The 25,442-nt window shown below is 65.1% G+C and carries 30 protein-coding genes; 12 read left to right on the top strand and 18 right to left on the bottom strand.

Annotated elements, in window-relative coordinates; translation table 11 throughout:
• Positions 1 to 106 precede the first annotated feature (106 nt).
• The 5 genes from LC083_RS05545 to argB all read right to left on the bottom strand — a co-directional run bounded on the left by LC083_RS05545 (position 107) and on the right by argB (position 3,563).
• Positions 107 to 730 (bottom strand): MarC family protein, encoded by a 624-nt coding sequence (locus LC083_RS05545; RefSeq protein WP_226699532.1) that lies wholly within the window; start codon positions 728 to 730, stop codon positions 107 to 109.
• Positions 727 to 1,407, bottom strand: coding sequence for a hypothetical protein (locus tag LC083_RS05550; RefSeq protein ID WP_226699533.1), 681 nt, complete (start codon positions 1,405 to 1,407; stop codon positions 727 to 729). Before LC083_RS05550 ends, LC083_RS05545 begins: the two co-directional genes overlap by 4 nt.
• Complete coding sequence (gene folD, locus LC083_RS05555) at positions 1,404 to 2,297, bottom strand: bifunctional methylenetetrahydrofolate dehydrogenase/methenyltetrahydrofolate cyclohydrolase FolD (protein WP_222555261.1); 894 nt, start codon at positions 2,295 to 2,297, stop codon at positions 1,404 to 1,406. Before folD ends, LC083_RS05550 begins: the two co-directional genes overlap by 4 nt.
• On the bottom strand, positions 2,294 to 2,578 hold the full coding sequence (locus LC083_RS05560; RefSeq protein ID WP_224831389.1) for a YggT family protein: 285 nt from the start codon (positions 2,576 to 2,578) through the stop codon (positions 2,294 to 2,296). Before LC083_RS05560 ends, folD begins: the two co-directional genes overlap by 4 nt.
• Before the next feature lie 76 nt (positions 2,579 to 2,654).
• Complete coding sequence (gene argB / locus LC083_RS05565) at positions 2,655 to 3,563, bottom strand: acetylglutamate kinase (RefSeq protein WP_226699534.1); 909 nt, start codon at positions 3,561 to 3,563, stop codon at positions 2,655 to 2,657.
• Positions 3,564 to 3,656: 93 nt separating this feature from the next.
• Between argB and LC083_RS05570 the strand changes: the two genes are divergently transcribed.
• On the top strand, positions 3,657 to 4,292 hold the full coding sequence (locus LC083_RS05570) for a hypothetical protein (RefSeq protein ID WP_226699535.1): 636 nt from the start codon (positions 3,657 to 3,659) through the stop codon (positions 4,290 to 4,292).
• A 113-nt stretch (positions 4,293 to 4,405) separates the two neighbouring features.
• On the opposite strand, the gene LC083_RS05575 is transcribed toward LC083_RS05570, so the two are convergent.
• The 4 genes from LC083_RS05575 to LC083_RS05590 all read right to left on the bottom strand — a co-directional run bounded on the left by LC083_RS05575 (position 4,406) and on the right by LC083_RS05590 (position 5,939).
• Positions 4,406 to 4,702 carry a DUF1294 domain-containing protein gene (locus LC083_RS05575; RefSeq protein ID WP_222555263.1) on the bottom strand — a complete coding sequence of 99 codons (297 nt, stop codon included), beginning with the start codon at positions 4,700 to 4,702 and terminating at the stop codon, positions 4,406 to 4,408.
• Between the two features lie 187 nt (positions 4,703 to 4,889).
• Positions 4,890 to 5,123, bottom strand: coding sequence for a hypothetical protein (locus LC083_RS05580; protein ID WP_226699536.1), 234 nt, complete (start codon positions 5,121 to 5,123; stop codon positions 4,890 to 4,892).
• A 17-nt stretch (positions 5,124 to 5,140) separates the two neighbouring features.
• A complete protein-coding gene (locus LC083_RS05585; RefSeq protein WP_224831393.1) occupies positions 5,141 to 5,395 on the bottom strand; it encodes a YdcH family protein in 255 nt (84 codons plus the stop codon).
• A 79-nt stretch (positions 5,396 to 5,474) separates the two neighbouring features.
• Positions 5,475 to 5,939 carry a DUF1294 domain-containing protein gene (locus LC083_RS05590; protein WP_226699537.1) on the bottom strand — a complete coding sequence of 155 codons (465 nt, stop codon included), beginning with the start codon at positions 5,937 to 5,939 and terminating at the stop codon, positions 5,475 to 5,477.
• A 169-nt stretch (positions 5,940 to 6,108) separates the two neighbouring features.
• Here LC083_RS05590 and LC083_RS05595 point away from each other — a divergent pair, with 169 nt between their 5' ends.
• The 3 genes from LC083_RS05595 (at position 6,109) to LC083_RS05605 (ending at position 7,274) form a co-directional block, all read left to right on the top strand.
• Positions 6,109 to 6,246 carry a hypothetical protein gene (locus LC083_RS05595; RefSeq protein ID WP_226699538.1) on the top strand — a complete coding sequence of 46 codons (138 nt, stop codon included), beginning with the start codon at positions 6,109 to 6,111 and terminating at the stop codon, positions 6,244 to 6,246.
• A 77-nt stretch (positions 6,247 to 6,323) separates the two neighbouring features.
• Positions 6,324 to 6,833, top strand: a complete 510-nt coding sequence (locus LC083_RS05600; RefSeq protein WP_226699539.1) for a thermonuclease family protein — start codon at positions 6,324 to 6,326, stop codon at positions 6,831 to 6,833.
• A 45-nt stretch (positions 6,834 to 6,878) separates the two neighbouring features.
• Positions 6,879 to 7,274, top strand: a complete 396-nt coding sequence (locus LC083_RS05605) for a hypothetical protein (RefSeq protein ID WP_226699540.1) — start codon at positions 6,879 to 6,881, stop codon at positions 7,272 to 7,274.
• Positions 7,275 to 7,419: 145 nt separating this feature from the next.
• Here the strand turns inward: LC083_RS05605 and LC083_RS05610 are convergent, their stop codons facing one another.
• The gene (locus LC083_RS05610; RefSeq protein WP_160609180.1) at positions 7,420 to 8,478 is read right to left on the bottom strand and encodes a ribonucleotide-diphosphate reductase subunit beta; all 1,059 of its coding nucleotides are present in this window, start codon (positions 8,476 to 8,478) and stop codon (positions 7,420 to 7,422) included.
• A 391-nt stretch (positions 8,479 to 8,869) separates the two neighbouring features.
• Between LC083_RS05610 and LC083_RS05615 the strand changes: the two genes are divergently transcribed.
• The gene (locus LC083_RS05615) at positions 8,870 to 9,115 is read left to right on the top strand and encodes a DUF2171 domain-containing protein (RefSeq protein WP_222555267.1); all 246 of its coding nucleotides are present in this window, start codon (positions 8,870 to 8,872) and stop codon (positions 9,113 to 9,115) included.
• 68 nt (positions 9,116 to 9,183) lie between these two features.
• On the opposite strand, the gene LC083_RS05620 is transcribed toward LC083_RS05615, so the two are convergent.
• From LC083_RS05620 to LC083_RS05635, 4 genes are all read right to left on the bottom strand, one after another.
• The gene (locus LC083_RS05620; protein WP_226699541.1) at positions 9,184 to 10,455 is read right to left on the bottom strand and encodes a glycosyltransferase; all 1,272 of its coding nucleotides are present in this window, start codon (positions 10,453 to 10,455) and stop codon (positions 9,184 to 9,186) included.
• A gap of 61 nt (positions 10,456 to 10,516) precedes the next feature.
• Positions 10,517 to 10,789: a hypothetical protein gene (locus LC083_RS05625; protein WP_226699542.1), complete on the bottom strand. Its 273-nt coding sequence runs from the start codon at positions 10,787 to 10,789 to the stop codon at positions 10,517 to 10,519.
• Positions 10,790 to 10,830: 41 nt separating this feature from the next.
• A complete protein-coding gene (locus tag LC083_RS05630; protein ID WP_226699543.1) occupies positions 10,831 to 12,870 on the bottom strand; it encodes a ribonucleoside-diphosphate reductase subunit alpha in 2,040 nt (679 codons plus the stop codon).
• A gap of 599 nt (positions 12,871 to 13,469) precedes the next feature.
• On the bottom strand, positions 13,470 to 13,982 hold the full coding sequence (locus tag LC083_RS05635) for an energy transducer TonB (RefSeq protein WP_226699544.1): 513 nt from the start codon (positions 13,980 to 13,982) through the stop codon (positions 13,470 to 13,472).
• 371 nt (positions 13,983 to 14,353) lie between these two features.
• Between LC083_RS05635 and LC083_RS05640 the strand changes: the two genes are divergently transcribed.
• From LC083_RS05640 to LC083_RS05665, 6 genes are all read left to right on the top strand, one after another.
• The gene (locus LC083_RS05640) at positions 14,354 to 15,910 is read left to right on the top strand and encodes a class I adenylate-forming enzyme family protein (RefSeq protein WP_226699545.1); all 1,557 of its coding nucleotides are present in this window, start codon (positions 14,354 to 14,356) and stop codon (positions 15,908 to 15,910) included.
• Between the two features lie 513 nt (positions 15,911 to 16,423).
• On the top strand, positions 16,424 to 18,457 hold the full coding sequence (locus tag LC083_RS05645; protein ID WP_226699546.1) for a toll/interleukin-1 receptor domain-containing protein: 2,034 nt from the start codon (positions 16,424 to 16,426) through the stop codon (positions 18,455 to 18,457).
• A 42-nt stretch (positions 18,458 to 18,499) separates the two neighbouring features.
• Complete coding sequence (locus LC083_RS05650; RefSeq protein ID WP_226699547.1) at positions 18,500 to 18,997, top strand: hypothetical protein; 498 nt, start codon at positions 18,500 to 18,502, stop codon at positions 18,995 to 18,997.
• Between the two features lie 65 nt (positions 18,998 to 19,062).
• Positions 19,063 to 20,637, top strand: a complete 1,575-nt coding sequence (gene guaA / locus LC083_RS05655; RefSeq protein ID WP_226699548.1) for a glutamine-hydrolyzing GMP synthase — start codon at positions 19,063 to 19,065, stop codon at positions 20,635 to 20,637.
• Position 20,638: 1 nt separating this feature from the next.
• Positions 20,639 to 21,352 (top strand): endonuclease III domain-containing protein, encoded by a 714-nt coding sequence (locus LC083_RS05660; protein ID WP_226699549.1) that lies wholly within the window; start codon positions 20,639 to 20,641, stop codon positions 21,350 to 21,352.
• A 7-nt stretch (positions 21,353 to 21,359) separates the two neighbouring features.
• Complete coding sequence (locus LC083_RS05665; RefSeq protein WP_226699550.1) at positions 21,360 to 22,010, top strand: endonuclease III domain-containing protein; 651 nt, start codon at positions 21,360 to 21,362, stop codon at positions 22,008 to 22,010.
• Between the two features lie 3 nt (positions 22,011 to 22,013).
• Here LC083_RS05665 and LC083_RS05670 read toward each other — a convergent pair whose 3' ends face one another.
• The 3 genes from LC083_RS05670 to LC083_RS05680 all read right to left on the bottom strand — a co-directional run bounded on the left by LC083_RS05670 (position 22,014) and on the right by LC083_RS05680 (position 24,236).
• Entirely contained in the window at positions 22,014 to 22,433 is a 420-nt protein-coding gene (locus LC083_RS05670; protein WP_160608429.1) for a hypothetical protein, read from the bottom strand.
• Positions 22,434 to 22,508: 75 nt separating this feature from the next.
• A complete protein-coding gene (tldD, locus tag LC083_RS05675) occupies positions 22,509 to 23,933 on the bottom strand; it encodes a metalloprotease TldD (protein ID WP_226699551.1) in 1,425 nt (474 codons plus the stop codon).
• A gap of 42 nt (positions 23,934 to 23,975) precedes the next feature.
• Positions 23,976 to 24,236 (bottom strand): zinc-finger domain-containing protein, encoded by a 261-nt coding sequence (locus LC083_RS05680; protein WP_100259931.1) that lies wholly within the window; start codon positions 24,234 to 24,236, stop codon positions 23,976 to 23,978.
• A gap of 55 nt (positions 24,237 to 24,291) precedes the next feature.
• Between LC083_RS05680 and LC083_RS05685 the strand changes: the two genes are divergently transcribed.
• A complete protein-coding gene (locus LC083_RS05685; protein ID WP_224831412.1) occupies positions 24,292 to 25,230 on the top strand; it encodes an ABC transporter ATP-binding protein in 939 nt (312 codons plus the stop codon).
• Positions 25,231 to 25,233: 3 nt separating this feature from the next.
• On the opposite strand, the gene LC083_RS05690 is transcribed toward LC083_RS05685, so the two are convergent.
• A complete protein-coding gene (locus LC083_RS05690) occupies positions 25,234 to 25,422 on the bottom strand; it encodes a hypothetical protein (protein ID WP_160608432.1) in 189 nt (62 codons plus the stop codon).
• Positions 25,423 to 25,442: the final 20 nt, after the last annotated feature.

The following is a 25,442-nucleotide window of genomic DNA, read 5'->3' on the forward strand; positions in this document are numbered from 1 at the left end:
GCTTCGCTACGGGCCCCTGCGGGCGGCCGGTCGGCCTTTGACTGCCGTGACCAGGAACAGAAATGTTGCTTGGCGAGGACGAACCCGCGGAGGCGGGTTCGAAAAACTAAATCCCGAAACTGCCCTTGAGGCCGTCGATCACGTATTGCGCGGCCAGCGCGGCCAGCAGCACGCCCAGCAGGCGGGTGATCACTGCCTCCACCCGGTCGCCGAACAGGCGCATCAGGGGTCCGGCGGCAATCAGCGCGAGCATAGTGAGCAGCAGCACGCTGGCCAGCGCGCCGAGCACGACCAGCGACTGCTCCAGCCCTTGCGCCTCGTTCATCAGCAGCATGATCGCCGCGATCGCGCCGGGGCCGGCCAGCATGGGCATGGCCATGGGGAAGACCGAGACGTCCTCCACCTCGGGCGTGGCGGCGACCTTTTCGGCACGCTCCTCGCGCCGCTGGGTGCGCTTTTCGAAGACCATTTCGAAGGCGATCCAGAACAGCATCAGCCCGCCCGCGATGCGGAAGCTGTCGAGTTCGATATGGAGCGCGCCAAGCAGATCCTGCCCGAACAGCGCGAAAATGAGCAGGATCCCGCCCGCGATGATCGTCGCGCGGATCGCCATCATCCGGGCCTGCGCCGCGCTCGCACCCTTGGTCAGGCCGGCATAGATCGGCGCGCAGCCGGGCGGATCGATCACCACGAAAAGCGTGATGAAGGCGGAGATGAAGAGCTGGGTCATTCGGCCGTTCCTGCGCCAAGGGTGACGTTGACGACCTGCTCCCAACCGGTCTCCTTCGCCAGCCAGACGACATAGCGCCGCTCGCCAGCGACGCCGGTATGGAAGCCCCAGGCCAGCGAACCGTCACGCGATGCGCGCAAGAGAATGGCCGAATCCGGTTCGCCCACATCGACCGGGCGGCGGCAGGCAGCCACTTCGCTTCCGATCATGTCCGGCGCTTGCGGCGCGGCGTCCTGCGGGATGCCGAAATCGAAGACGTAGAGATATTCGCCGTCCCGCTGGCGCTGCCAGACGGTGTTGAAGGTCCCGACCTTGCCATCGGGATCGCGGAAAGCCCCTTGCGTGACGGCGATCGAACCGTCGCAGCTCGACCACACGCGGTGCGGTTCCCACGCGACTGCCTGCGGCGGGTCCTGCTGCTGCTTGAGCCAGGGCTTGGCCTCGATCGCGCCGTTCTGTCCGAACAGCAGCGCACCTTCTGCCGCATATTCGGCAAAGGCGGTCCACTGCCCCTTTTCCCGCGCGGCACGGGCGAAGGCGAGTTCCGTGGCGATGACCTTGGACGGGCTGGCCGTGGGCGTCAGCAGACGGGCATAGCGATCACGCGGTCCCGGCGCGGTGGAGCAGGCGGTGAGAGCCAGCGCGCTCGCGGCGAGTAAGGCAAGGCGCAGCGTCACAGCGCGGCCGGCACTTCCAGCCCTGCATTGCGATAGGCTGCGACCAGCGTGTTCCTCAGCAGCACCGCGATGGTCATCGGGCCGACGCCGCCGGGTACGGGCGTGATGGCCGAGGCAACGTTCTGCGCGCCGGCATAGTCGACATCGCCAACGAGGCGTCCCTTCTCCTCGCCCTCGGCAGGAGGCAGGCGGTTGATGCCAACGTCGATCACGGTCGCGCCGTCCTTCAGCCATTCGGCCTTGACCATTTCCGCGCGGCCCACGGCAGCGACGACGATGTCCGCGCGCTTGACCACTGCGGGCAGGTCCTTGGTGCGGCTGTGCGCGATGGTGACGGTCGCATTGGCGTCGAGCAGGAGCTGCGCCATCGGCTTGCCGACGATGTTCGAGCGGCCGATCACCACCGCCTCGAGGCCGGAGAGATCGCCCAGCCGGTCGGTCAACAGCATCATGCAGCCCAGCGGCGTGCAGGGCACGAAGCCGCGCTGGCCCACGGCAAGGCGGCCCGCATTGGTGACGTGGAAACCGTCGACGTCCTTGTCCGGGCTGATGCTCGCAATGACGGCCTGTTCGTCGAGATGACCGGGCAGCGGCAGCTGGACGAGGATCCCGTCGACCGCATCGTCATTGTTGAGCTGGTCGACCAGCGCCAGCAGCTCCGCCTCCGACGTATCGGCAGGCAGGCGATGCTCGAAGCTTTCCATGCCCGCAGCCACGGTCGCCTTGTGCTTGGAGCCGACATAGACCTGGCTCGCCGGGTCCTCGCCCACCAGCACCACGGCAAGGCCCGCCTTGCGGCCCGCCTTGTGTTCGAACTGCCCTGCAAGCGCGCCGACGCGCTCCCGCAGGAGGGCGGCAAAGGCTTTTCCGTCGATCCGTTCAGCGGTCATAGCGAGTAGATGATGTTCCCGAGCACGATAAGGATGATGTTGAGCGCGATGATCAGCACCAGCGGTGAAAAGTCGATCATGCCGGTCTGCGGCAGCAGGTTGCGGATCGGCCTCAGCACCGGGTCCAGCAGGCGGTTGATGCCGTCGTAGAAGCTCATCAGGAATTCGTTGCGCCCGACCACGTTGAAGGCGAACAGCAGGCCGATAATGAACTGGATGATGATCAGCATCACGAACACGTTCGTGAGCATCTCGAGGATCTGGTAGAGAGTGATAAGCACTAGGGTGAACCCCGTTTCTGTCTGAGCAATCCCGTGTCGAAGCGTCCTACACGTGGCGGACGCGGCGCGCCAAGCCCTATCGGGCGCTTATGAGCGTACCTGCGCCCCGCTGGGTGAAGAATTCGAGCAGCATGGCGTGGGGAATACGCCCGTCGAGCACGACTGCGGCCTCGCATCCCGCCTCGACTGCCGCGACGCATGTTTCCAGCTTGGGAATCATGCCCCCGCTGATCGTGCCGTCGCCGCGCAGCGCGGCGATGTCGGCCGGCGTCAGATCGGTCAGCAGCGCGCCGTCCTTGCCCAGCACGCCGGGCACGTCGGTCAGCAGCAGCAGCCTGGCCGCGCCCAGCGCCGCAGCCAGCGCGCCGGCCATGGTGTCGGCGTTGATATTGTAGGTGTGGCCGTCCTCGCCCGCCGCGATCGGGGCGACGATCGGGATCATGCCCGCCGCCGTCGCGGTTTCGATGATCGTGGTGTCGACCGCGCAGGGTTCGCCCACGAAGCCGAGGTCGAGCGCGCGCTCGATATTGCTTTCCGGGTCCTTCGTCGTGCGTTCGACCTTGCGCGCGGTCACGAGGCCGCCGTCCTTGCCGGAAATGCCCACCGCCTTGCCGCCGGCGCGCGCGATGGAGGAAACCAGCGCCTTGTTGATCGCGCCGGACAGGACCATCTCGGCCACTTCGGCGGTCGCCTTGTCGGTGACGCGCAGCCCGTCGATGAACTGGGTCTCCACGCCCAGCTTTTCCAGCATCCGGCCGATCTGCGGGCCGCCGCCGTGGACCACAACCGGGTTGATGCCGACCGCCTTCAGCAGCACGACGTCCTCGGCGAATTCGCGCGCGGCGTCCTCGTCGCCCATGGCGTTGCCGCCGTATTTCACCACGAAGCTCTTGCCGGCATAGCGCTGGAAGTAGGGCAGCGCCTCGATCAGCGTCTGGGCCTTGGTGCTCGCCTCGTGCATGGGCTGGGTTTCGCTCGCGTTCATGGCGGGTGGCCTTAGCTTTTGCGCAGCGAGCGGGGAAGGGGAAAGCGCCCTGGCCGCTTGCCGCCGGCCTGCGGCACTGCCATCACGCCCGGCATGACCATGCACCGCACGCTCGCCCTTGCCGCCCTCCTCCCGCTGGCCGCCTGTGCCAGCACGCCCGATGCGCCGCCGCTGCCCGAGACGCAGGAACGGTTCTGGCAGGCACTCTCCAGCCATTGCGGCGAGGCTTACGAGGGCGCGCTCGCCAGCAGCGACGCGCGCGATGCGGACTGGGCGGGCAAGCGCATGGTGGCCCACTGGGCGGATTGCTCCGACAGCCGCGTCGCCATCGCCTTCCATGTCGAGGACGCGGAGGCACCGGGTGGCTGGAACCGCTCGCGCACCTGGCTGGTGACGCGAACGGGAGATGGCCTCAGGCTCAAGCACGACCACCGGCACGAGGACGGCAGCGAGGACGCGGTCACGCAATATGGCGGCGACACACTGTCGGCGGGCACGGCGCGGGTGCAGGATTTCCCCGTCGATGCCTTTTCGATCGCCCTGTTCGAGCGCGAAGGGCTGTCCGCCTCGCTCACCAATGTCTGGCGGCTCGAGGTCGACCCCGCCAATGCACAGGCCCCGCGCTTCACCTACCAGCTGACCCGCCGCAACGATCCCACCCGCCTGTTCCGCGTCGAGTTCGACGCATCGTCTCCGATTACTCCGCCCCCACCCGCTTGGGGGTGGTAAGGAGCAGCGTGCCTACGTGAAACGGCCCGCATCCCCTGGGGGACACGGGCCGGGACAGGGGTGCGATCACGGCGGCAAACAAGCAGACCGCACCCGGGAATTGCGCCGCCTCGTCAGGCGAAGCTGAGATAGAGCAGCGTTCCCGCCAGCAGGATCACGTGCACGCATGCGAGCGCGTGGAGCTGGTTGGAGAAGGGCTGCTTGCGCTCCTTGTGATGGAAAGCCGCGCGCGCGGCATAGGCACCGGGCGTCCCGCCGATCATCGCCCAGCCGAGCAGGCTGGTTTCGGGAACGCGCCACCCGCCGCTTTCGGCCATGGCCTTGTCCACCGCGAAGGCGAGGAAGGCGCACAGATTGATCGCAATCAGGTAATAAACGAAATACTCGAGGGCAACGAACTGGGCTGACATGACGTGGCTCCACAAAGCAGACGTACAGACAGCGACACCGCGTGTTCTTTATGGCGCGCAGTAATACTGCACCGCAACACGGGTGTATTGTTCAAAGGCGACATCGTTTTTTAGCCTCAGGCGCCAGCCACGCCCTCAGGCCCCGCTTCCCGAAGGAAGGGAGGCCGAGGGCGGGCGCCAGCCGCGCTTATTCGGCCGGGGCTTCCTCTTCCGCCTCGGCGGTCGGGGTCATCGGCGTGTCGGGCGTGTCGACCGGGACCGCGTCGGGATCCTCCTGCGTGACGATCAGCTCGCCGCCGCCGGCATCCTCGACATCGGTGGCGTAGGTCTTTTCCTCCGCTTCCTGCGCGCAGGCGGCCAGCAGCAGGGCTGCGGCCACGGGTGCGGCGAGGCGGAGCGGGCTTGCGGGGTCGAACTTCATGGTCGTGCTTCCTTGTGTCAGGCGGCGCTGCGGGCCTTGGTGACGATGGCGGTGATCTCGTCGAGCAGGCTGAGGCGCTGCTTCTTGAGGGCCTCGGTCCGCTCGTCGCTGGCCGCTTCGGTTTCCGCCTCGATCCGGTGCACCTGGCGGTTTACCTCGTGATAATCGTCGGCGAGGCGCGCGAACCGCCCGTCCTGCGTCTTCAGCTGCGTGATCAGTTCACGGTCGCGGGCGAAGATCTTGGTCAGTTCGTTGGGCGTGTGCTGCGACATGCGGATACCTTTCCCTAATGGTTGCAGGGAATCGGGTAATACGGGGAAGTCACGGCATCTTTGAGGCAGGTCAATTTGCTCAGTAGTCTTCGCAAGCGGTCCCGTCCCCGTCGCCGTCCATGTTCGATCGATAACCCGGCTCGCCGCGATGTAGCGGGGCCTTGCCCGCCGCGCGCACCTCGTTGCAGCCGGAGTAGGTGACCGAGCGTTCCACGGCATGGCGGGCTGCGCGTTCTTCCGGCGTTTCCATCATGGCGGGCATGATGAAGAATACGGTCACGAGGGCAATGCCCTGCACTAGCGCAACGCTCAGCAGGCCCTGGTTGAAACTGCGCTTGCGGGTCTTGTGGCGAAAGGCGCTGCGCCCCGCCAGCGCGCCGGGCAGTCCGCCGAGGAAGGCCACGAAGAGCAGCGTGTCTTCCCTGATCCGCCAGCCGCCGTTTTCCGCGCGGGCCTTGTCGATACCGAACAGGGCGAAAGCGAGGAAGTTGACAGCGATCAGGTAATAGGTCGCGATCTCGATCGGGTTGAAAGGCAAGGGCATAGGCGCGGTCCGGACAGGGGCGGCATCAGCGCCGCATCCTCGCCATGCCATTCATATGCTTAAGGAAATCGTACCGCCAGGCAGGCTTTACTATGCCTTTTGACATACACGGAAAAGTAACCCGCCGCCCGATACTCTTGTCCGCGAATGGACTTTGGGGGGTTACGACATGGCTACGAAGATGGACGACCGGAACGGTCAAGAGCGGCGCACGGGCGACTGGCGCGTGCAGCAGCTTCCCTTCGACGGGCCCGATCGCCGCAAGGGCGAACGGCGCGGGGCGGAGGAGCGCCGGCGGCGCTACTGAGCCGCTCGCACGGCTGAACGGATTACGGGCCGGCGCGGGATTGAACCCCTGCGCCGGCCCGCTATCGTTCGGGGGCAATGGCACGGCCGATCCGCTTCCGAACGACACGCCGCAGGCAGATGGGCAGGCGGCCATTCAGGCGCAGCCTGTGGTGGCTGGTGCTGCTGCTGGCGCTGGCGGCGACGCTTTATGTCAACGGCGGCAGGCTTGGCCCGCCCGAACGGCTGGACGAGGTTACGTACCGCTTCGGCCTGTGCGGACAGCGCGGGGGCAGCGCCTGCGTGATCGACGGCGACACGGTGGCCATCGGCCAGCGCCGTGTGCGCCTGACCGGCTTCGACGCGCCCGAAATGGACGGCGCCTGCAATGCCGAGCGGGCGCAGGCCCGTCTGGCCCGCACGGCCCTCCACGCTTGGCTCGCCCAAGGCCCCTTCACCTGGACGGGCGGCACCGACCCTCCCCGCGACCGCTATGGCCGCGAACTGCGCGCGGCCTCCCGCGGCGAGGAGACGCTGGCGGAGCATATGATCGTCGCCAGGCTGGCTGAGGGTAACGGCTGGGATGAGGGCCGGGATTGGTGCGATTAGGGTAGAGGTAATGACGCCGCAAAGAACGTCATGCATAGTCCTGTCATGAAAGCCGTTATCGCCGCCATCAGCTACTTCGCGACGATATTTGCGCTCGGCTTTCTGCTGGGTACCGTCCGCACATTGTGGGGCGCCGGGGCGCTAGGCGAAACAACCTTCATTCTGTTCGAAGTGCCGATCCTGCTCATAGCGAGCTGGTGGTCGGCCCGGAGCCTATGCGTCCGGCATTCGATCAACTCTTTCGCGAGCGCTGCCGTAATGGGCGTCTGCGCATCCACTTTTCTGATGCTGGCCGAACTCGTACTGGCCACCAGCCTGTCGGGACAGAGCGTAGGCGAATGGTTCGCAAGCCTCTGGAAACTGCCGCAGCTCTTGGGAACGGTTGGTCAAATCCTATTCGGAGCAATGCCCCTGTTGGTGGCAGCCAAGTCCGGCGAATGAAGGATATTCGCGTTGGTCTGCGAAGCGGAATCCGCGCCTGCTGATCTAAGCCAAAAAACTGCGGGTGGGACTTTCACCCCGCCCGCAAAGATCTGTCGCTTTTCTCGCGGCTAAGGTGAGTCCTAAACGAACCGCCTCTTCGCAATCACTCCGCCGCCACAGCCCCCGCATCGTCGCCGAACAGGCCCGGGCCGTCGCTTTCGGCTTCTTCCTCGTTCGCGGCCTTGGCGCTCTGGCGCTTGTCGAAGCTGGCCCAGACGTCGTTCCAGTTGCCGCGGGTCGCACCCTTGGAATATTCGGTCGCGCGGGTTTCGAAGAAGTTGGCGTGCTCCACACCGTTGAGGAGCGGGGCGAGCCAGGGCAGCGGGTGGTCGTCGACCATGTAGATCGGCTGCATGCCCAGCTGGCCCAGGCGCCAGTCGGCGATGTAGCGGATGTACTTCTTGATGTCCTTCGCCGTCATGCCCGACACCGGGCCCATTTCGAAGGCGAGATCGATGAAGTTGTCTTCGAGGCGCACCGTCTTCTGGCAGATGTCGACGATGTCTTCCTTGACCGCCTTGGTCAGGCAGTCCCGCTCGCGCACGAACTCGTGGAACATGCGGATGATGCCTTCGCAGTGCAGCGATTCGTCGCGCACCGACCAGCTGACGATCTGGCCCATGCCCTTCATCTTGTTGAAGCGCGGGAAGTTCATCAGCATGGCGAAGCTGGCGAACAGCTGCATGCCTTCGGTAAACGCGCCGAACATCGCCAGCGTGCGCGCGATGTCTTCATCGTTGTCGACGCCGAACTGCTGCATGTAGTTGTGCTTGTCGGCCATTTCCTCGTATTCGAGGAAGGCGGAGTATTCGCTTTCCGGCATGCCGATCGTGTCGAGCAAATGGCTGTAGGCCGCGATGTGCACCGTCTCCATGTTGGAGAATGCGGTGAGCATCATCTTGATCTCGGTCGGCTTGAACACGCGGCCGTACTTGTCGTGATAGCAATCCTGCACTTCCACGTCGGCCTGCGTGAAGAAGCGGAAGATCTGCGTGAGCAAGTTACGCTCGTGCTCGGTCAGCTTCTGCGCCCAGTCGCGGCAGTCTTCGCCGAGCGGAACTTCTTCCGGCATCCAGTGGATCTGCTGCTGCCGCTTCCAGAACTCGTAAGCCCAGGGGTATTCGAAGGGCTTGTAGGTCTTGCGGGCTTCGAGCAACGACATCTTGTGGATCTCCGGTTTGGCGCGTGAACGACTCATATAGGGAATCACAGCCCGGAATCGAAGGCAAGAGTGAATGATTCGGCGGGGATAAGCGCGGGAAAAAATTCCTAGCGCGGCACTATTTGCCGGAACGCGATGCGCAGATGCGACGTTGGGATAGCAATCGGCCACCGAGCCGGTTCGGGGCTAAGCGGACCAGGTCCGGTTTCCCCTTTTGCGGGCTACGGCTCCGCATCCCCGACGCCCCGCCTCGCAAGAGGTCGGGGCGTCAACTTTTCCAGCCCCCTGCGACCCGATCCAACGAGCCGTGCATGAGCCTCGGCGAAGCGTGGACCGCTTGGCCCTTGCGTCCGTTGATAAGGTGTAACCCACACAGACAAAAGGGAATTTTATGTTCGAGAAGCTCCGCATCAAGGAACACATGGAAGTCGCCAATTCGGAAGGCCTGCACGTCGGCACTGTCGACGAGGTCGATGGCGACGCGATCAAGCTGACCAAGTCGGACAGCGCCGACGACATCCACCACTTCCTCAAGCTGGATGACGTCGAGAAGATCGACGACAACCGCATCTACCTGAAGGAAGGCGCGCGTATCCCCGCAGGCCTTGGCAACAAGGCGGTCATGGAACGCGCCTGACTCTCAATCTCGCGCCCAAGCGCAAACACGCCAGACCCCCGCCAGCCCACCGGCCGGCGGGGGTCTTGTCATATGCGGCCAAGCGTCTTCGCGATCGCGGCGTCGATATCGGCAAAGGCCTGGTCGCGCGTATAGCCGCGTGCCGTTTCCGCCGGCAGGTCGGGCACACGCCCGCCGCCAGCATCCTTGGCCGCGATCCATGCGCGCAGCTGGTCGGCGATGCGCGCGGCATCCTGCGTGGCGAGGCCGAACCCGCCTTCGCGCACGATGGCCGCGGCCTCCCCGCTTTCCAGCCCCGTCGCCAGGATCGGGCGGCGCGCGCCGATGTATTCGAACAGCTTGCCGGGGATCACCCCGTCTTCCGCCGGGTCGGGCCACCGGCACATCAGCAGCACGTCGGCCTGCCGCTCCACCTTGAGGATTTCGCTGCGCGGCAGGAACTCGCGCATCTCGACGCAGTCCGCCACGCCGTATTCCGCGATCCGCTGGTCGAGGAAGCCGTATTCGTCGTGATAGAACACCGCGCGCACGCGGCTTCGGTCCTCGCCCAGCATGGCGATCGCCTCGAACAGGGCCTTCGGGTCGCGCCGCTCGGCATAGATGAGGCCGGCGTGGATGATGGTCAGCCTCTCCGGATCGAGCGGCGCGGGCACGTCTTCCAGCCCGGCGAAATCCGCCCCGTCCCAGCCGTTGCGCGCCAGCGTCACCGTCTTGCCCGTCTGCGCCGCAAGCTCGCCGGCCGCCGTTTCGGTGACGGCGACAAACGCGTCGGCGTGGCGCTGCACCTGCCGGCCCAACCGGTTGTAGAGCGTGGTCAGCACCGGCTGGCGGTCGATATAGGGATTGTCGGCCCACAGGTCGCGCTGCTCGCACACCCATGGCAGGCCGCTTTCGGCGGCGATCTTCTGCGCGGCGATATGCGCGGAATGCGGCGGGCCGGAGGAATAGACGAGGTCGAACCCCTTCGCGAGGCACAGGCCGCGCGCCGTATCGACCGCGCGGCGGGTCCAGTGCGGGTGGAAGCGGTCGGGCATCTGGCGCGAGAGCCACAACCAACGGCGCAGGCGGCTTGGGCGACTGACGGGCTTGTCCGGCATGGCGGAAGGCGCAGGCGCTCCTTCGGCTGCAGGAAGCTTTTCGACCGGGAGCATGATCGCGGTGAGGTGTTCGTGGTCGAGGCCGGAATGGATGCCGTTTGCCCCGCCGATGCGCGCTCCGATCACGGTGACTTCGTGGCCCTGTTCGACCCAGTGCCGCGCCAGCGCGCCCGTGCGCGCGGCCCCTGCCTGCGCATAGGGCGGAAAATTGGGCGAGATGAAGAGGATGCGCAGCGAACCCATGGGCGACCTAGGTGCCGTGGGCAGCGCGAAAGGGCAAGGCGCTAAGCGCCGCGCGGGCGCTCTAGCCGTCCCGCCCGGCCCGCATCGCGCGGAACCTGCGGCCGAGCCATGTGAGGGTCAGCGCCGGAAAGGAGGCTAGGAACCCGAGGAACAGCCAGCCGCGCGAACCCGCTTCGAGCGAGCAGAGGACCAGCCCGCCAAAGCGCGCCTTGCCATAGACCCTGCCGTGACACTGCGAATCGACCCCGGCCGCATCCTGCAGCACCGGGATCAGCGCGAGCCACGCGGCGAACAGCGCCAGGCCGAAAAGCAGGACGGGCCAGCTCACCTTCATGGTGGGCCGGCCCGTCCCGTTCGTCCCGTCCAAGGGATTGTTTACTGGCAGGCGAGGCACTCCTCGTAATCGGTCTGCTCGCCCGCGCTCAGTTCGTACTTGGCGGCATCGGCGGTGTTGTCCGCTTCCACCCCGCCAGCGAAACCGGCGCGCTGCACGCTCTTCGAGCGCAGGTAGTAGAGCGACTTGATGCCCTTCTCCCATGCCTGGAAGTGCAGCATCATCAGGTCCCACTTGTCGACGTCGGCCGGGATGAACAGGTTCAGCGACTGGGCCTGGTCGATATAGGGCGCGCGGTCGGCGGCGAATTCGAGCAGCCAGCGCTGGTCGATTTCGAAGCTGGTCTTGAAGGTCGCCTTTTCTTCCGGCGTCAGGAAGTCGAGGTGCTGGACGCTGCCGCCCTTCTCGAGGATCGAGTTCCAGATCGCGGTCGAGTTCTTGCTCTTCTTGTCGAGCAGCTTTTCGAGGTACGGGTTCTTCACCACGAAGCTGCCCGAAAGCGTCTTGTGGGTGTAGATGTTCGCCGGGATCGGCTCGATGCAGGCGCTCGTGCCGCCGCAGATGATCGAGATCGACGCGGTCGGTGCGATCGCCATCTTGCAGCTGAAGCGTTCCATCGCGCCCATTTCTTCCGCGTCCGGGCAAGCGCCGCGTTCCTGTGCGAGCACCATCGAAGCCTCGGAGGCCTTCGACTGGATGTGCTTGAACATCTTCAGGTTCCAGACCTTGGCCATCGGGCTTTCGAAGCCGATACCCTTCTGCTGGAGGAAGGAGTGGAAGCCCATCACGCCGAGGCCGACCGAGCGTTCGCGCATGGCGGAATACTTGGCGCGGGCCATCTCGTCGGGCGCACGGTCGATGTAGTTCTGAAGGACGTTGTCGAGGAAGCGCATGACGTCCTCGATGAACTGCTTGTCGGTGCACCATTCGTCCCACTTCTCGATGTTGAGCGAGGACAGGCAGCACACCGCGGTGCGGTCGTTGCCGAGGTGGTCGATGCCGGTCGGCAGGGTGATTTCGGCGCACAGGTTCGAGGTCGAGACCTTGAGGCCGAGTTCGCGGTGATGCTTGGGCATCATCCGGTTCACCGTGTCGGAGAAGACGATGTAGGGCTCGCCCGTCGCAAGGCGGGTTTCGACGAGCTTCTGGAACAGGCCGCGCGCGTCGACCGTCTTGCGGACCGAACCGTCCTTCGGGCTGACGAGGTCGAATTCCTCGCCGTTGCGGACCGCTTCCATGAAGGCGTCGGTGACCAGCACGCCGTGGTGCAGGTTCAGCGCCTTGCGATTGAAGTCGCCCGAGGGTTTGCGGATTTCGAGGAACTCCTCGATTTCCGGGTGGGTGATGTCGATGTAGCAGGCAGCCGAACCGCGGCGCAGGCTACCCTGTGAGATCGCCAGTGTCAGGCTGTCCATCACGCGCACGAAGGGAATGATGCCGCTGGTCTTGCCGTTCAAACCGACCGGCTCGCCGATGCCGCGCACATTGCCCCAATAGGTGCCGATGCCGCCGCCCTTGGACGCGAGCCAGACGTTCTCGTTCCAGGTGTTCACGATACCGTCGAGGCTGTCGCTGACCGAGTTGAGGTAGCAGGAAATCGGCAGGCCGCGGGTCGTGCCGCCGTTCGACAGCACAGGCGTTGCGGGCATGAACCACAGCTTGGAGATGTAGTCGTAGAGGCGCTGGGCGTGATCGCCATCGTCAGCAAAGGCATCGGCGACGCGCGCGAACAGGTCCTGGTAGCTTTCGCCGGGCAGGAGGTAGCGGTCTTCGAGCGTTTCCTTGCCGAAAGCGGTGAGCAGGTCGTCGCGCGAGGCATCCGTCTTCACGTCGAAGCGGCGGTCGAGCACCTTCTTGCTGTCTTCCTTTTCGGAAGCGGCCTTGGCGACTTCGGCCATTGCGCCGGCCATGGCTGCGCCGGCCGCTTCGGCGACCAGTGCTTCGCTGCCCTTGTCTTCGTTTTCCATTGCGACAGCCTTCTGCGCCTTTGCGCTGTTCTTGACGGGCGCGGTGTCATCGACGGTGTCCTGAGTGTCCAGATCCAGTCCCATCGCCACTTCGTCCCCGCTCTTGAAATCCATTGTGTGCCCCACCGTCCGTTGTCATCCGGCAGGCTGTTCGCCCCGCCTGCGATTTCGTGTTTCAACCGAGTCGGCAAGCGCAATGCCTGCCTAGCAATTTCGCAGGTCTCCGGGGCGAAAACTTATCCCCTTTTTCCCCACAGGCCCGGCGTGATTGCGGCACCCGCCCGATATGGGACCGGATGCCGTATTTCGCTAGGTCTTGTGGGTACCCCCCGGTGACCGACCACTAGATAGTGAATCAGAGCCGAGTCCGGCGCAAGAGGGTGAATGAAGATTTAATGCGTCAATTCGCCGCTTTGGCGTGGTGTATGATTGTGGTGCAACGCAGCGACGCGTGGACCAAGCTGGGGTTTGTGCGCGCGCAAGCCCCAAAATGAATCTGCGAAAAAATTTTTGCGGGCAAAGCCGGCTTTCCGGGATTGCGCAGGATGCGAATCCGGGCGCGCAATTTTCGAATCCGGCGCATCGCCTGGGCATCGAAAAAGGGCCCCGTCCGAAGACGGAGCCCTTTCGTTAGGCAGACCCGGCGCGGGGCGGCACCCCGCAGACAGATACCGCCCCAACGCCGAGACGGCCCCTGGCCCTTGGGGGAAGGGTCAGGAACTCGGACGCGGCGCGAAGCTGAGGGCAAGCACCGCCCGTTCGGCGGGATCGGCCGAGGCGAGGCGTGCTGCCTCCGATTCGGCCAGCTTGCGGCTGAGGCGTTCCATGTGGCCCTTGCTGTAGGCCACGATGACATTGGCCTGGATCACGGGATCGTCGCCTGCGCTGGACGGCAGGGGCGTGAGCGAATCGAGCCGCTCCACTGCCTTGCCGACTTCACGATCGAGGCGCTTGCTTCCCGAGGACTCGTAGGTCGTGATGTCGACAGGCGTTCCGTCCTCGCCGGCGCGGAAGCGGATTTTGACGATCCCGGCCGGCTCCCAGCGCGGGTCGAACCGCATCCGGCGCAGCTGGGTATCGAGATCGCTCGACACTTCTTCGACGAAGCTTTGGTCGCTGCGGGGGGACACGATGATGTCCTGGTCGGCATCCTTCGATGAAAGAGGCACGGCCAGCATCGATGCTGCCGCCGCAGTGGCTAGTATGAAATAGGTTGGCTTAAACATTGTGATCATCCTTTCGCTAAGGCGGGATGATCGGCCGCAGAGAGTATCACACGAGGTGCGACTGGTGGTATTTGTGTATGCGATGACGGTCTATGGTCGATCCGACCCGGCACTGGTCTGCGGAAACTGTCCGGGCAGTGGGGAAGCTACGCCGATTTGGACAAATGTCAAAAATGCGACCGGAAAATCCGCCATTCCCGCCAAATTCGCAATCTTCTTGCGCAATCCGGCAAAACCGGCACATCTACGTGGCGTTTTGAAACCTTAACGGCATATCTTGTCCCCGAAGCGCGCAACCTAATTCTCAGCCCTTCGCCCGCCAAGCGGCGGGTGATTCTGGACAGATGCGACAAGCCAGCTAGGAAACCGTGATGGGAGAGACAGAACCGGCCGCTCGACTCGCTGAACCTTTCGGCGATTTTTCCGCGATCATTTCGGACTGGGCGCAGCGCCAGCCGAATGCGCCTGCCCTCCGCGACGGGGCGGACAACCTGTCCTGGGGCGCCCTTGGGGACCAGGTCGAACGGATTGCCGCGCGCCTGCTCGAGACCGGGCTGGAACGCGGGCAGTCGGTCGCCATCCTCGGCATCTCGTCGATTCCCTATGCCCTCGTCTTCCTTGCCGCGATCAGGGCGGGCGGCGTTGCGGCACCGCTGACCACCAGCGCCAGTCCCGAGCAGCTTGCCGCCATGGCGCGCGATTCGGGCGCGCAGCATATCTTTGTCACGCGCGCGAAGCTGGAAGACATGGGCGAAGGCGCCTTTCCGGGCATGGAGCGCGTAATCCTCGACGAGGAGCTCGCCGGCTGGATGGCTCCTGCCGGCACCACTGCGCGAAGGCATGTCCCCGAGCCAGGCGACCCGTTCAACATCATCTATTCCTCGGGCACGACCGGCACGCCCAAGGGCATCGTCCATTCGCACCAGATGCGCTGGCGCCAGTTCGCCGCGACCGCGGCCAGTTGGCTCGAGGCGGGCCTGCCGGTGCGCACGCTGGCATCGACGCCGCTTTATTCGAACACCACCATGGTCGCCTTCCTGCCTGCCTTGCTGGCTGGCGGAACGGTGCGCGTGATGGGCAAGTTCGACACGATCGGCTGGCTCGGCCATGCAGCGGCCGACGCCGCGACCATCACCATGCTGGTGCCCGTTCAATACCAGCGCCTGATGGACGAGCCGCGGTTCGATGAATTCGACCTGTCGGCCCTGCAGCTCAAATACTGCACCTCGGCCCCCTTCTCGGCAGAGCTGAAACGCGAGGTGCTGGCGCGGATGCCGGGCGCGCTGATCGAGATCTATTCGATGACCGAAGGCGGGGTCGTGTGCCTCTTGGAAGCGCACAAGTTTCCCGACAAGCTTCACACCGTGGGTCGTCCCGCCCCCGGCAGCGAGCTGAAGGTGCTGGACGACGAGGACCGCGAAGTCCCGCCCGGAACGCCCGGCAATCTCGTCGGCCGCAGCCACACCATGATGAGCGGCTACAAGAACCGCCCCGACCAGACGCGCGACGGCTACTGGAGCGATCCCGCCACGGGCGAGACCTGGCAGCGCATGGGCGATATCGGCCGCGTCGATGCAGAGGGCTTCGTCGAACTGGTGGGCCGCGCCAAGGACATGATCATCTCGGGCGGGTTCAACATCTTCCCGGTCGACCTCGAGAACGAACTGCTCAAGGAAACTGGCGTGCGTGAAGCTGCGGTCATCGGCATGCCTTCGCGCCGCTGGGGCGAAACGCCGGTCGGCTTCGTGACCCTGTCGCAGGATGCCGAAGGGCTTGATGCAATCCGCGAGGCGGTGAACGCCCGGCTAGGCAAGACGCAGCGCCTCGCCCAGCTGCACGCGATCGACGACATGCCGCGCAGCCACATCGGAAAGCTGCTCAAGACGGAACTGCGCCAGATCGCCGAAACGCTCGGCGCACCCGACTGACAGCCCATGCCATTGCGTGAAATGCGGCAGCCGCGTTCCACACGCGGCGCCGAAGTGCTTGTGCGTTGATGTGCGGCAGCCGCGTTCGAGACGCGGCGCCGACACGGGGGGAGGGGGGAGAGGAGGTGTGGGCGGCCGCGTCTCTACTCGCTGCCATATCGCCTCGCGCCGGACGGCATTGCGCTAGGAGTCGCATCGGCACTTGGCCGGCTCGTCCCGAGCGAGGAAGGCGACGACAGGAAACTCGGGGGGAGGATCTGCCGCCATCTCTGTTCCGCTAACGCTCGGGGCAGTGCCCTCGGCGCCGGATGTGAGGGTTGTAATAATCTTGCTGACTGACGAACAAAAGTGAGAAAAGGTCAGGGTGTGTTGCGTTTTGCGCAAGTGCCAAATCGCCGCCTTCCTAGGGCGACAAGCCACCCGCATTTGCATCCCGCGCAAGACTGCGACAAAATCGCGAAAAAATAGAGGGGGTTGCCGAGTCGAATCCGGGGTCGCATCCGGAGAGCACACTTGGCCGAACGTCACTACAAGGCATTCATGAGCTATTCGCACCGCGACCGGCAGGTGGCGAACTGGCTCCATCGCGCGCTCGAAACCTATCGCCTGCCCCCGCACATGATTGCCGCCGGCAAGGCCGAACGCCTGCGCCCGATCTTCAAGGATCGCGACGAACTGCCGGCATCCGACAGTCTCGGCGACGCGATCGAGACCGCCATCCGCTCGAGCGACGCGCTGATCGTCCTATGTTCGCCGGCAGCTGCCGCATCGCCCTGGATCGCGCGCGAGGTAGATCTCTACAAGCGCATCCATGGCGACCGCGGCGTGATGCCCGTGGTGGTCGAGGGCGAGCCGCCGGGCAATTTCCCGGCCCCGCTGCTGGTCCACTATGAAAACGGCGAGCCGACCGATCGCGAGGCAGAGCCCATCGCCGCCGACATGCGGCCCGAGGCCGACGGGAAGAAGCTGGCCAAGCTCAAGCTCGTCGCCGGGCTGGCGGGTGTCGACCTCGACCACCTGGTCCAGCGCGATGCGGCGCGCCGCCAGCGCAAGCTGGTCATGGTGGCAGGGGCATCGGCCCTCGGCATGATCGGAACCACCGCCCTGTCCGCCTATGCCATCGACCAGCGCAACGAGGCACGCGAGCAAAGGGCGGAAGCCGACGGGCTGATCGAATACATGCTGACCGACCTGCGCAAGCAGCTGGAGCCGGTCGGCCGGCTGGAACTGCTCGACGGCGTGGGCAAGCGCGCGATGGACTATTACGCCCGCCAGAAGCTGGCCGACCTGTCCGCCACCGAACTCGGCCGCCGCGCACGCGCCACCATGCTCGTGGCCGAGGTCCAGAACCTGCGCGGCAACAATGCCGAGGCCCTGCCAGCCTTCCGCCAGGCTGCGCGTACCACGGCCGAACTGCTCGAACGCAAGCCTGACGATCCGGAGCGCATGTTCAACCACGGGCAGAGCCTGTTCTGGGTCGGCTACATCGCCTGGCAGCACGGCCGGCTGGGCGAAGCGCGCAAGGCGATGGAAGAATACGCCGACATCTCCCACCGGCTCGCGGCAAAAGACCGCTCCAACCTCGCCTGGCAGATGGAGGAGGCCTATTCGCTATCGAACCTCGGCACGATGGCGAAAGAGGCGGGCGAGTTGGCAAGCGCGCTCGACTATTTCCGCCGCAATGTCGAGCTGACCGAAATCGTCTCGGTCAAGGAAGGGCGGCCCGTCGCCCGCGAAATCGAAATCGCGGGCGGACTGTCATGGGTCGCCTCCACCTTGCAGTCGCTCGGCCGGATGGGGGAGGCGCTGGATGCACGGCGAAAGGAACTTGCGATCCTCGACAAGGTCGTGGCCGATGATCCCAGCAATATCGAGGCGCGCAAGGGCCGGATCTTCTCGCTGGCCAACATCGGGCAGCTCGAGGCCTTCCAAGGCGACCGCGCGGCGGCACGCAAATCGCTCGATGCCGCAATTGAGGACTTCGACAGGGTGCTCGCCGCCGACCGGGACAATACGCTGGTGAAGGAACTGGGCCGCGCTGCCCTGCGCGACCGCGCCCTGCTGGCATGGTCCGACGGAGACGATGCCCTAGCCAGCAGGCAATTCGACCGGCTGGAATCCATCCAGGCCGACCTGATCGCGCGGGACCGGAAGAATTACGAATGGACGGTCAGCGCTCCGGCCGTCCTCGACCTGCAGCGCGCCCTTACCGATCGCAGCACTTTGTCCGCAGCGGCGCTGCACGAGATTGCCGATAAGTGGGACGACGCGCTCGAACCCAAAGATCCGGACCGCCAGTTTGTCCGCATCGCCAGCCGGATGGTGCATGCCGCAGCCTACCGGAAGGAAGGCGATACCGCCCGCGCCCGCAAGGCCTATGCAGCGGCGCTCGCCGTACCGGAAACCAAGGGCGAACGGGTCGACTTCCGTTCCATCGCGCTGCGTGCGGTCGCGGCTGAGAAGACCGGCCAGCGCCAGCTGGCAGCGCGGCTTCGCGCCCGCCTGGAGAAGCTGGGCATCAAGCCGCTTATCGACGACCGGCTTTGAGGCGGGACATTTCGACGAACCAGCAGGAGAGAGGACCAGACGATGAGCAAGGACATCTCGATCGACGTGACGATCAGCAACGTGCGCAAGCGCACCGGGCAACCCTATACCGACCAGTACGAGTGCGATTTCCACTTCGCTTCATCTGCCAGCGAAGTGACGGGCAATGGCGACATCGACCTGTCCTGCGTCACGCAAGACGCCAAGCTGGCCTTCAATCTCAAGACCACCAGTTTCGAGATGAACAACCAGACCTACCAGTGCGCCTTTCCAGCCAGCGTGAACGAGGCCTTCTGGATCGCGCGGCAGGGCGGGCCGCCTCCGGGCAAGGGCAACGCGCCGCCGATGGCGGGCGGAGGCAAGCTGGGCAAACAGTTTGCCGTGGGCAATGGCTCCAACCAGACCAAGGCCATCCTCGAGGACGACAACGACGACGGCAATTCATGGAAATATTGCCTGGTGATGGAGTTCGCCCTGGGCAAGGCGCCCAAGGACATCATCATCGATCCCGTCATCATCAACCGGCAACCGGATCTGTAAATTCGACTGCAGGCAAGGGCGGGCGCGCTGGACTTGCGCGCGCGTCCTGCCTAACCGCTTGCGCCATGGACGACGCGCACCTTCCCGATTCCATCCTTATCGTCGATTTCGGCAGCCAGGTTACCCAGCTCATCGCACGCCGCGTGCGCGAAGCGGGTGTCTATTCCGAGATCGCGCCCTTCACGCAGGCCGAAGAGGCATTCCACCGGCTGAAGCCCAAGGGCATCATCCTGTCGGGCTCTCCCGCCGGCGTACCCGAGGATGGCAGCCCCCGCGCGCCCGAGATGCTGTTTGAGGCTGGTATCCCGATCCTCGGCATCTGCTACGGCCAGCAGGTCATGAGCCACCAATTGGGCGGCGAAGTTCGTCCCGGCCATGAAACGGGCGAAGGCGGCGAATTCGGCCGCGCCTATCTCACCGTCACCAGGGACTGCGCCCTGTTCGACGGGCTGTGGCAGGTCGGCGAGCGCCACCAGGTCTGGATGAGCCACGGCGACAAGGTCACCAAGTTCGCCCCCGGCTTCGAGATCGTCGCCATTTCCGACGGCGCGCCCTTCGCAGTGATCGCCGATGAAGGACGCAAGTTCTACGGCACCCAGTTCCACCCCGAGGTCGTCCATACGCCCGACGGTGGCAGGCTGATCGCCAATTTCGTGCGTCATGTTTGCGGCCTTGCCGGTGACTGGACCATGGCCGCCTATCGCGAAACCAAGGTGCGCGAAATCCGCGAGCAGGTCGGCGACGGCAAGGTGATCTGCGGCCTGTCGGGCGGCGTCGACAGCTCGGTCGCGGCAATCCTCATCCACGAGGCGATCGGCGAACAGCTGACCTGCGTCTTCGTCGACCATGGCCTGCTGCGATTGAACGAACGCGAACAGGTCGAAACGATGTTCCGCGACCATTACAACATCCCGCTGGTCGTCGTGGACGCCGAAGAGATGTTCATGGAAGGCCTTGCCGGCGTCACCGACCCGGAAGCCAAGCGCAAGTTCATCGGCAAGACCTTTATCGACGTGTTCGAGGCAGAGGCCAAGAAGGTCGGCGGCGCGGACTTCCTTGCGCAGGGCACGCTCTATCCGGACGTCATCGAAAGCGTCAGCTTCACCGGCGGGCCGAGCGTGACGATCAAGAGCCACCACAATGTCGGCGGCCTGCCCGAACGCATGAACATGAAGCTGGTCGAACCCTTGCGCGAACTGTTCAAGGACGAAGTGCGCGAACTGGGCCGAGAACTGGGCCTGCCCGACATGTTCGTCGGCCGTCATCCCTTCCCCGGACCGGGCCTTGCGATCCGCATCCCGGGCGAGGTCACCAAGGAACGCTGCGACATCCTGCGCAAGGCCGACGCGATCTATCTCGACGAGATCCGCAAGGCCGGTCTTTACGACGCGATCTGGCAGGCCTTTGCCGTGCTGCTGCCGGTCAAGACCGTGGGCGTGATGGGCGATTATCGCACCTATGACAGCGTCTGCGGCCTGCGTGCGGTGACCAGCACCGACGGCATGACCGCCGATGTCTACCCCTTCGACGCCGCTTTCCTGACGGGCTGTGCGACGCGCATCGTGAACGAGGTGCAGGGCATCAACCGCGTGGTCTATGACTACACCTCGAAGCCGCCCGGCACGATCGAGTGGGAGTGACTTGCAGCTAGATCTCGGACCGGACCCCCGCACCGAAACGCTGCGCCGGTTGCAGGCGCTGCTCGTCCAGCGGTTCGGACGGATCGAGCGCGCGGCAGCCGAATGGCGCAGGCCCGAATGGGTGCTGGTCCAGGGCGTGATCGGCGCGCGCACCAAGTCCGAGGTGTCGAACGCAGCGACGGATCGGCTGCTGGCGCGCTACGGTTCGTGGGAAGCAGTCGCCGATGCGCCGCTGAAGGAACTGCAGGCTGAGCTGGCGACGCAAACCTACCCCAATATCGCGGCAGAACGGCTCAAGGCGAGCCTAACCGCGCTTGTGGCCCTGCGCGGGGCCGTGGACCTCTCGCACCTCGCCGACATGGATACGCTTGCGGCCATGCGCTGGCTCGAACAGCTGCCCGGCATCGGGCGCAAGATCGCGGCAGGCGTAATGAACGCCTCCACGCTGGACCGCCGCGCGATCGTGCTCGACGGACATCACACGCGGGTTCTCCAGCGGATGGGCCTCGTGCCGGCCAAGGCCACGACCGACCGCGCCTTCGATGCGATCATGCCCGTCATACCGGACGAATGGAGCGCCGCCGATTATGACGAGCATCACCTGCTGATGAAGAAGCTGGGCCAGACCTGGTGCCGGCCTTCCTCGCCCGAATGCGGGACCTGCCCCGCCCTCGCTTTGTGCGACACAGGAACCAAGCGCACCGCCGCCCGCTAGGAAGGCGATGCTGACACGCGAAGAGGTCGAAGAAGTCTATCGCCGCCTGGCTGCGGCAATGCCCGGTCGCACTCGCGGCGCGAAAGGGCCCAAGGGGCAACCCGACGCTTTCCGATCCTGCATTTCCTGCATGCTGTCCGCGCAGTCGCTCGACCGCAATACCGCCAAGGCCTGCCGCGCGCTCTTCGCCCTGGCGACCACGCCCGAAGAGATGCTGGCGCTGGACGACGCAGAGATCGCGGCCGCGATCAGGCCTTGCGGGCTCTACAACATGAAGACGCGCAACATCCGTGCGTTCTGCTCGGCCCTGTTGGAGCGGCACGGCGGCGTAGTGCCCGACACGCGCGAAGGGCTGCTTGCGCTACCCGGAATCGGGCGCAAATGCGCCGACATCGTGCTGAGCTTCACTTTCGGAAAGGACGTCATCGCGGTCGACACGCATGTCCACCGCGTATGCAACCGCATCGGCCTGACCGAAGCGAAGACGGCGGACAGGACCGCGCAGCAGCTCGAGGACCGCTCGCCCGCCTGGTCGCTGCGCGATGGGCATTTCTGGCTAATCCAGTTCGGCAAGCGCGTCTGCACTGCCCGCGCACCCAGGTGCGGACAGTGCCCGGTTAGCGACTTGTGCGAATATTACGCGCTGCCTTCCGGCTGAACGTCAGCCTTCGCCTTCCTTGTCGGCAAGGCGGTAGGGGACGAAATCATCGAGGAAGATGAAGCCGGTGTACATGTCCGAGAAACGGTCGCGCGTGGTGATCTGGTCGCTGCGGCACAGCTGCGAACCGCTGAACTTCCGGATTACCATGTAGTCGCTGTCGTCGATCGCGTCGGGCGTCTTGGTGTAGTTCACCCAGATCGTGTTGCCCGACTTGTAGACCAGCGCGGTCTCGTCGATGCGCGTAAGGGGACGCGAGCCGATCATGGTAATGCAGCTTTCCGGCTTACCCGCGACGCGGCCTTCGAGCATCTTGGCGAGCTTGGCCTCGCCCTTGGTCATCTCGGCCTGTTCTTCGGCGTGAGCGACGGGAGCGGCCAGCAGGCCGAGGGCAGCGGAAGCAAGAGCAAGGCGTCTGATCATCGCGATTCTCCTTGAAGGATATAACCTTGTATCATGGCCAAAATGAACCGGCGATGAGTCGAGCCCTGGAAGCGCTCAGCCAGTGCCGCCTACGGTGATCCCGTCGATCAGCAGGCTGGGCTGGCCGACGCCGGCAGGCACGCTCTGCCCGCCCTTGCCGCACATTCCCACGCCCTGGTCGAGCGCCATGTCGTTGCCGATGCCCTTGACGCGCGTCAGCACGCTGGGCCCGTCGCCGATCAGCGTCGCGCCCTTGATCGGGGCGACGACCTTGCCCTTTTCGACCTTGTAGGCTTCCGTGCAGGCGAAGACGAACTTGCCGCTGGTGATGTCGACCTGGCCGCCGCCGAAGCTGGTGGCGTAGATACCGTCGTCGACGCGAGACAGCAGCTCTTCCGGATCGTCCTGGCCGCCCTGCATGAAGGTATTGGTCATCCGCACCATCGGCGCGTGCTGGTAGCTTTCGCGGCGCCCGTTGCCGGTCGGCTCGGCACCCATCAGCCGCGCATTGAGGCGGTCCTGCATGTAGCCCTTGAGGATGCCGTCCTCGATCAACACCGTTTCACGCGTCGGCGTGCCCTCGTCGTCGATGGTGAGCGAGCCGCGCCGGTCGGCGAGCGAACCGTCATCGATGACCGTCACGCCGGGCGAGGCAACGCGTTCGCCGATGCGGCCCGAAAAGGCGCTGGTACCCTTGCGGTTGAAATCGCCCTCGAGCCCGTGGCCGACCGCCTCGTGCAGCAGCACGCCGCACCAGCCGGGGCCGAGCAGGACGGTCTTCTCGCCCGCCGGGGCAGCAATGCTTTCGAGGTTCACCAGTGCCTGTCGCACTGCCTCGTCGATGGCGTACATCCACGCGCCCTCGTCGAACAGGCGGTCGTAGAGATGGCGTCCGCCGAAACCGTAGGCGCCCGTTTCGCGCCGCCCGTCCTGTTCGGCGACGACCGACACGTTGAGCCGCACCAGCGGGCGGATGTCGCGCGCGACATGGCCGTCGGGACGCACGATCTCGACCACGCTCCAGCTGGCGGCGAGGCTGGCGGACACCTGCGCCACGCGCGGGTCCTTGGCACGGGCGACCGCATCGATCTTTTCCAGCAGCGCGACCTTCTCGGCAAAGGGCACGAGGTCGAGCGGGCAGGCATCGGTGTAGAGGTGGCGGTTGGTCCGCTCGGGCGGGGCAGCCAGCGGGCTCTTTGTTGCGTCGAGCAGCTTGAGCGTTTCGCCCGCGCGCGCGATGGCCGCCGCGCTGATCTCGTTGGCGTGGGCAAAGCCGGTCATCTCGCCCGACACGCCGCGCAGCCCGAAGCCCGAATCGCGGCTGTAGTCGGCGGTCTTCAGCCGGCCGTCGTCGAAGCCGAAGGCCTCGGACGCGATGAACTGGAGGTACAGTTCCCCGTCATCGCAGGACGAGAGCAGCTGGCGCGTCAGGCGCTGCGCCTCTGCCGGGTCCAGTTTCGTGCCGTATAGGAGTGCGTGCGGGTCGTTGGCTTGCGTCATGCCAGCCAATGTAGGGACCTCGCGCGCGATAAGCGAGAGGGCTTACCGGTGGCCCGGATCGCCGCCTTCGGAAATGTCCATCAGCGCGGACTGGTCCACGCCGTCCGCCGGACCGCCTTCGAGGACGAAGCGGCGGTCGCAATAGCCGCAGTCGACATAGCCGTGCTCGTCGATCTCGAGGTAGACCTTGGGATGGCCGAGCGCGATCGGCTTGTAGTTTTCACCGCTGCGGATGTCGGTTGCACCGTCGCACCACACGCGGCGCGTGGTGACCTTGGACACTTCGGGAGGAGGCAGGCTCATGAGAGGGGCCGATAATAGGTTTGACGGAGGCGCTCAAGAGCCTAGGTCACGCTGCATGACCACGCCTCCTGCGATCCGCATCGACAACCTCGTCAAGGAATACGCCCCACCCGGTCCCGGAGAGCCGCCCAAGCTGGCGCTGAAGGGTGTCAGTTTCGACGTGCCGCAGGGCGGCGTCTTCGGCCTGCTCGGCCCCAATGGCGCGGGCAAGTCGACGCTGATCAACATCCTTGCAGGCCTTGTGCGCAAGACTTCCGGAAGCGCGGAAATCTGGGGTTTCGACATCGACGACAACCCCCGCAATGCCAAGCGTTCAATCGGCATCGTGCCGCAGGAAATCGTCTTCGATCCCTTCTTCACCCCGTTCGAGGTGCTGGAAAACCAGGGCGGTTTTTACGGCATCGGCAAGAAAGACCGGCGCAGCGAGGAACTGCTTGCCGCCGTCCACCTTGCCGACAAGCGCGATGCCTATGCCCGGACGCTGTCGGGCGGGATGAAGCGCCGCCTGCTGATTGCCAAGGCCATGGTGCACTCGCCGCCGATTCTCGTGCTCGACGAGCCGACTGCGGGCGTCGACGTCGAACTGCGCCGCCAGCTGTGGGAACTGGTGCAGGAACTGAACGACGAAGGCGTGACGGTCGTGCTGACCACGCACTACCTCGAGGAAGCGGAGCAGCTGTGCGACCGCATCGCGATCATCAACCACGGCGAGCTCATCGCCAACAAGCCGACCCGCGAACTGGTGGGCATGGCGCGCGAGAAGATCGTCTCGGTCACGGTCGACAAGGACCTCGGCGGGCCGATCATGGAAGAAGCCTTCCTGCGCGCCGACGTGGTCGAACCGCGCCGGCTCGACATTACCTACGACCGCGACAAGGCGAGCGCGGGGCAGGTGCTCGCGCTCGTCCAGTCGCATGGCTACGGTATCGAGGACGTGACCACCCGCGAGGCGGACCTCGAGGATGTCTTCGTCCAGCTTACCGGGTCTGGCTGATCCTCAGACGAAGTTGCGCGGGCCAAGGCCTGCGTCCTTCACCCGGATCACGCCCCAGACGTGCGGTTCGATCTCTTCCATCGGTGTCTTGCAGCATTTGCATTTGCCGACATGCATGCCGCCCGACTTGCGCATGTTGGCATGATCGACGGCGTGGCGCCCGAAGGCGCAGGCAAGCAGACCCATTTTCATTTTTTTGCGACCCTCCAAAG

The organism is Qipengyuania gaetbuli (assembly GCF_020524765.1).
Taxonomy (GTDB): domain Bacteria; phylum Pseudomonadota; class Alphaproteobacteria; order Sphingomonadales; family Sphingomonadaceae; genus Qipengyuania; species Qipengyuania gaetbuli_A.

What these genes read in the sequence shown, in the direction of transcription:
- LC083_RS05600 (WP_226699539.1), top strand. Translation starts at nt 6,324, where the DNA reads ATGGCACGGCCGATCCGCTTCCGAACGACACGCCGCAGGCAGATGGGC.
- tldD (WP_226699551.1), bottom strand. Translation starts at nt 23,933, where the DNA reads ATGACGCAAGCCAACGACCCGCACGCACTCCTATACGGCACGAAACTG.
- LC083_RS05545 (WP_226699532.1), bottom strand. Translation starts at nt 730, where the DNA reads ATGACCCAGCTCTTCATCTCCGCCTTCATCACGCTTTTCGTGGTGATC.
- LC083_RS05590 (WP_226699537.1), bottom strand. Translation starts at nt 5,939, where the DNA reads ATGCCCTTGCCTTTCAACCCGATCGAGATCGCGACCTATTACCTGATC.
- LC083_RS05625 (WP_226699542.1), bottom strand. Translation starts at nt 10,789, where the DNA reads ATGAAGGTGAGCTGGCCCGTCCTGCTTTTCGGCCTGGCGCTGTTCGCC.
- folD (WP_222555261.1), bottom strand. Translation starts at nt 2,297, where the DNA reads ATGACCGCTGAACGGATCGACGGAAAAGCCTTTGCCGCCCTCCTGCGG.
- LC083_RS05580 (WP_226699536.1), bottom strand. Translation starts at nt 5,123, where the DNA reads ATGAAGTTCGACCCCGCAAGCCCGCTCCGCCTCGCCGCACCCGTGGCC.
- LC083_RS05680 (WP_100259931.1), bottom strand. Translation starts at nt 24,236, where the DNA reads ATGAGCCTGCCTCCTCCCGAAGTGTCCAAGGTCACCACGCGCCGCGTG.
- LC083_RS05685 (WP_224831412.1), top strand. Translation starts at nt 24,292, where the DNA reads ATGACCACGCCTCCTGCGATCCGCATCGACAACCTCGTCAAGGAATAC.
- LC083_RS05615 (WP_222555267.1), top strand. Translation starts at nt 8,870, where the DNA reads ATGTTCGAGAAGCTCCGCATCAAGGAACACATGGAAGTCGCCAATTCG.
- LC083_RS05630 (WP_226699543.1), bottom strand. Translation starts at nt 12,870, where the DNA reads ATGGATTTCAAGAGCGGGGACGAAGTGGCGATGGGACTGGATCTGGAC.
- LC083_RS05665 (WP_226699550.1), top strand. Translation starts at nt 21,360, where the DNA reads ATGCTGACACGCGAAGAGGTCGAAGAAGTCTATCGCCGCCTGGCTGCG.
- LC083_RS05670 (WP_160608429.1), bottom strand. Translation starts at nt 22,433, where the DNA reads ATGATCAGACGCCTTGCTCTTGCTTCCGCTGCCCTCGGCCTGCTGGCC.
- LC083_RS05635 (WP_226699544.1), bottom strand. Translation starts at nt 13,982, where the DNA reads ATGTTTAAGCCAACCTATTTCATACTAGCCACTGCGGCGGCAGCATCG.
- LC083_RS05620 (WP_226699541.1), bottom strand. Translation starts at nt 10,455, where the DNA reads ATGGGTTCGCTGCGCATCCTCTTCATCTCGCCCAATTTTCCGCCCTAT.
- guaA (WP_226699548.1), top strand. Translation starts at nt 19,063, where the DNA reads ATGGACGACGCGCACCTTCCCGATTCCATCCTTATCGTCGATTTCGGC.
- LC083_RS05690 (WP_160608432.1), bottom strand. Translation starts at nt 25,422, where the DNA reads ATGAAAATGGGTCTGCTTGCCTGCGCCTTCGGGCGCCACGCCGTCGAT.
- LC083_RS05640 (WP_226699545.1), top strand. Translation starts at nt 14,354, where the DNA reads ATGGGAGAGACAGAACCGGCCGCTCGACTCGCTGAACCTTTCGGCGAT.
- LC083_RS05595 (WP_226699538.1), top strand. Translation starts at nt 6,109, where the DNA reads ATGGCTACGAAGATGGACGACCGGAACGGTCAAGAGCGGCGCACGGGC.
- LC083_RS05605 (WP_226699540.1), top strand. Translation starts at nt 6,879, where the DNA reads ATGAAAGCCGTTATCGCCGCCATCAGCTACTTCGCGACGATATTTGCG.
- LC083_RS05570 (WP_226699535.1), top strand. Translation starts at nt 3,657, where the DNA reads ATGACCATGCACCGCACGCTCGCCCTTGCCGCCCTCCTCCCGCTGGCC.
- LC083_RS05575 (WP_222555263.1), bottom strand. Translation starts at nt 4,702, where the DNA reads ATGTCAGCCCAGTTCGTTGCCCTCGAGTATTTCGTTTATTACCTGATT.
- argB (WP_226699534.1), bottom strand. Translation starts at nt 3,563, where the DNA reads ATGAACGCGAGCGAAACCCAGCCCATGCACGAGGCGAGCACCAAGGCC.
- LC083_RS05585 (WP_224831393.1), bottom strand. Translation starts at nt 5,395, where the DNA reads ATGTCGCAGCACACGCCCAACGAACTGACCAAGATCTTCGCCCGCGAC.
- LC083_RS05610 (WP_160609180.1), bottom strand. Translation starts at nt 8,478, where the DNA reads ATGTCGTTGCTCGAAGCCCGCAAGACCTACAAGCCCTTCGAATACCCC.
- LC083_RS05650 (WP_226699547.1), top strand. Translation starts at nt 18,500, where the DNA reads ATGAGCAAGGACATCTCGATCGACGTGACGATCAGCAACGTGCGCAAG.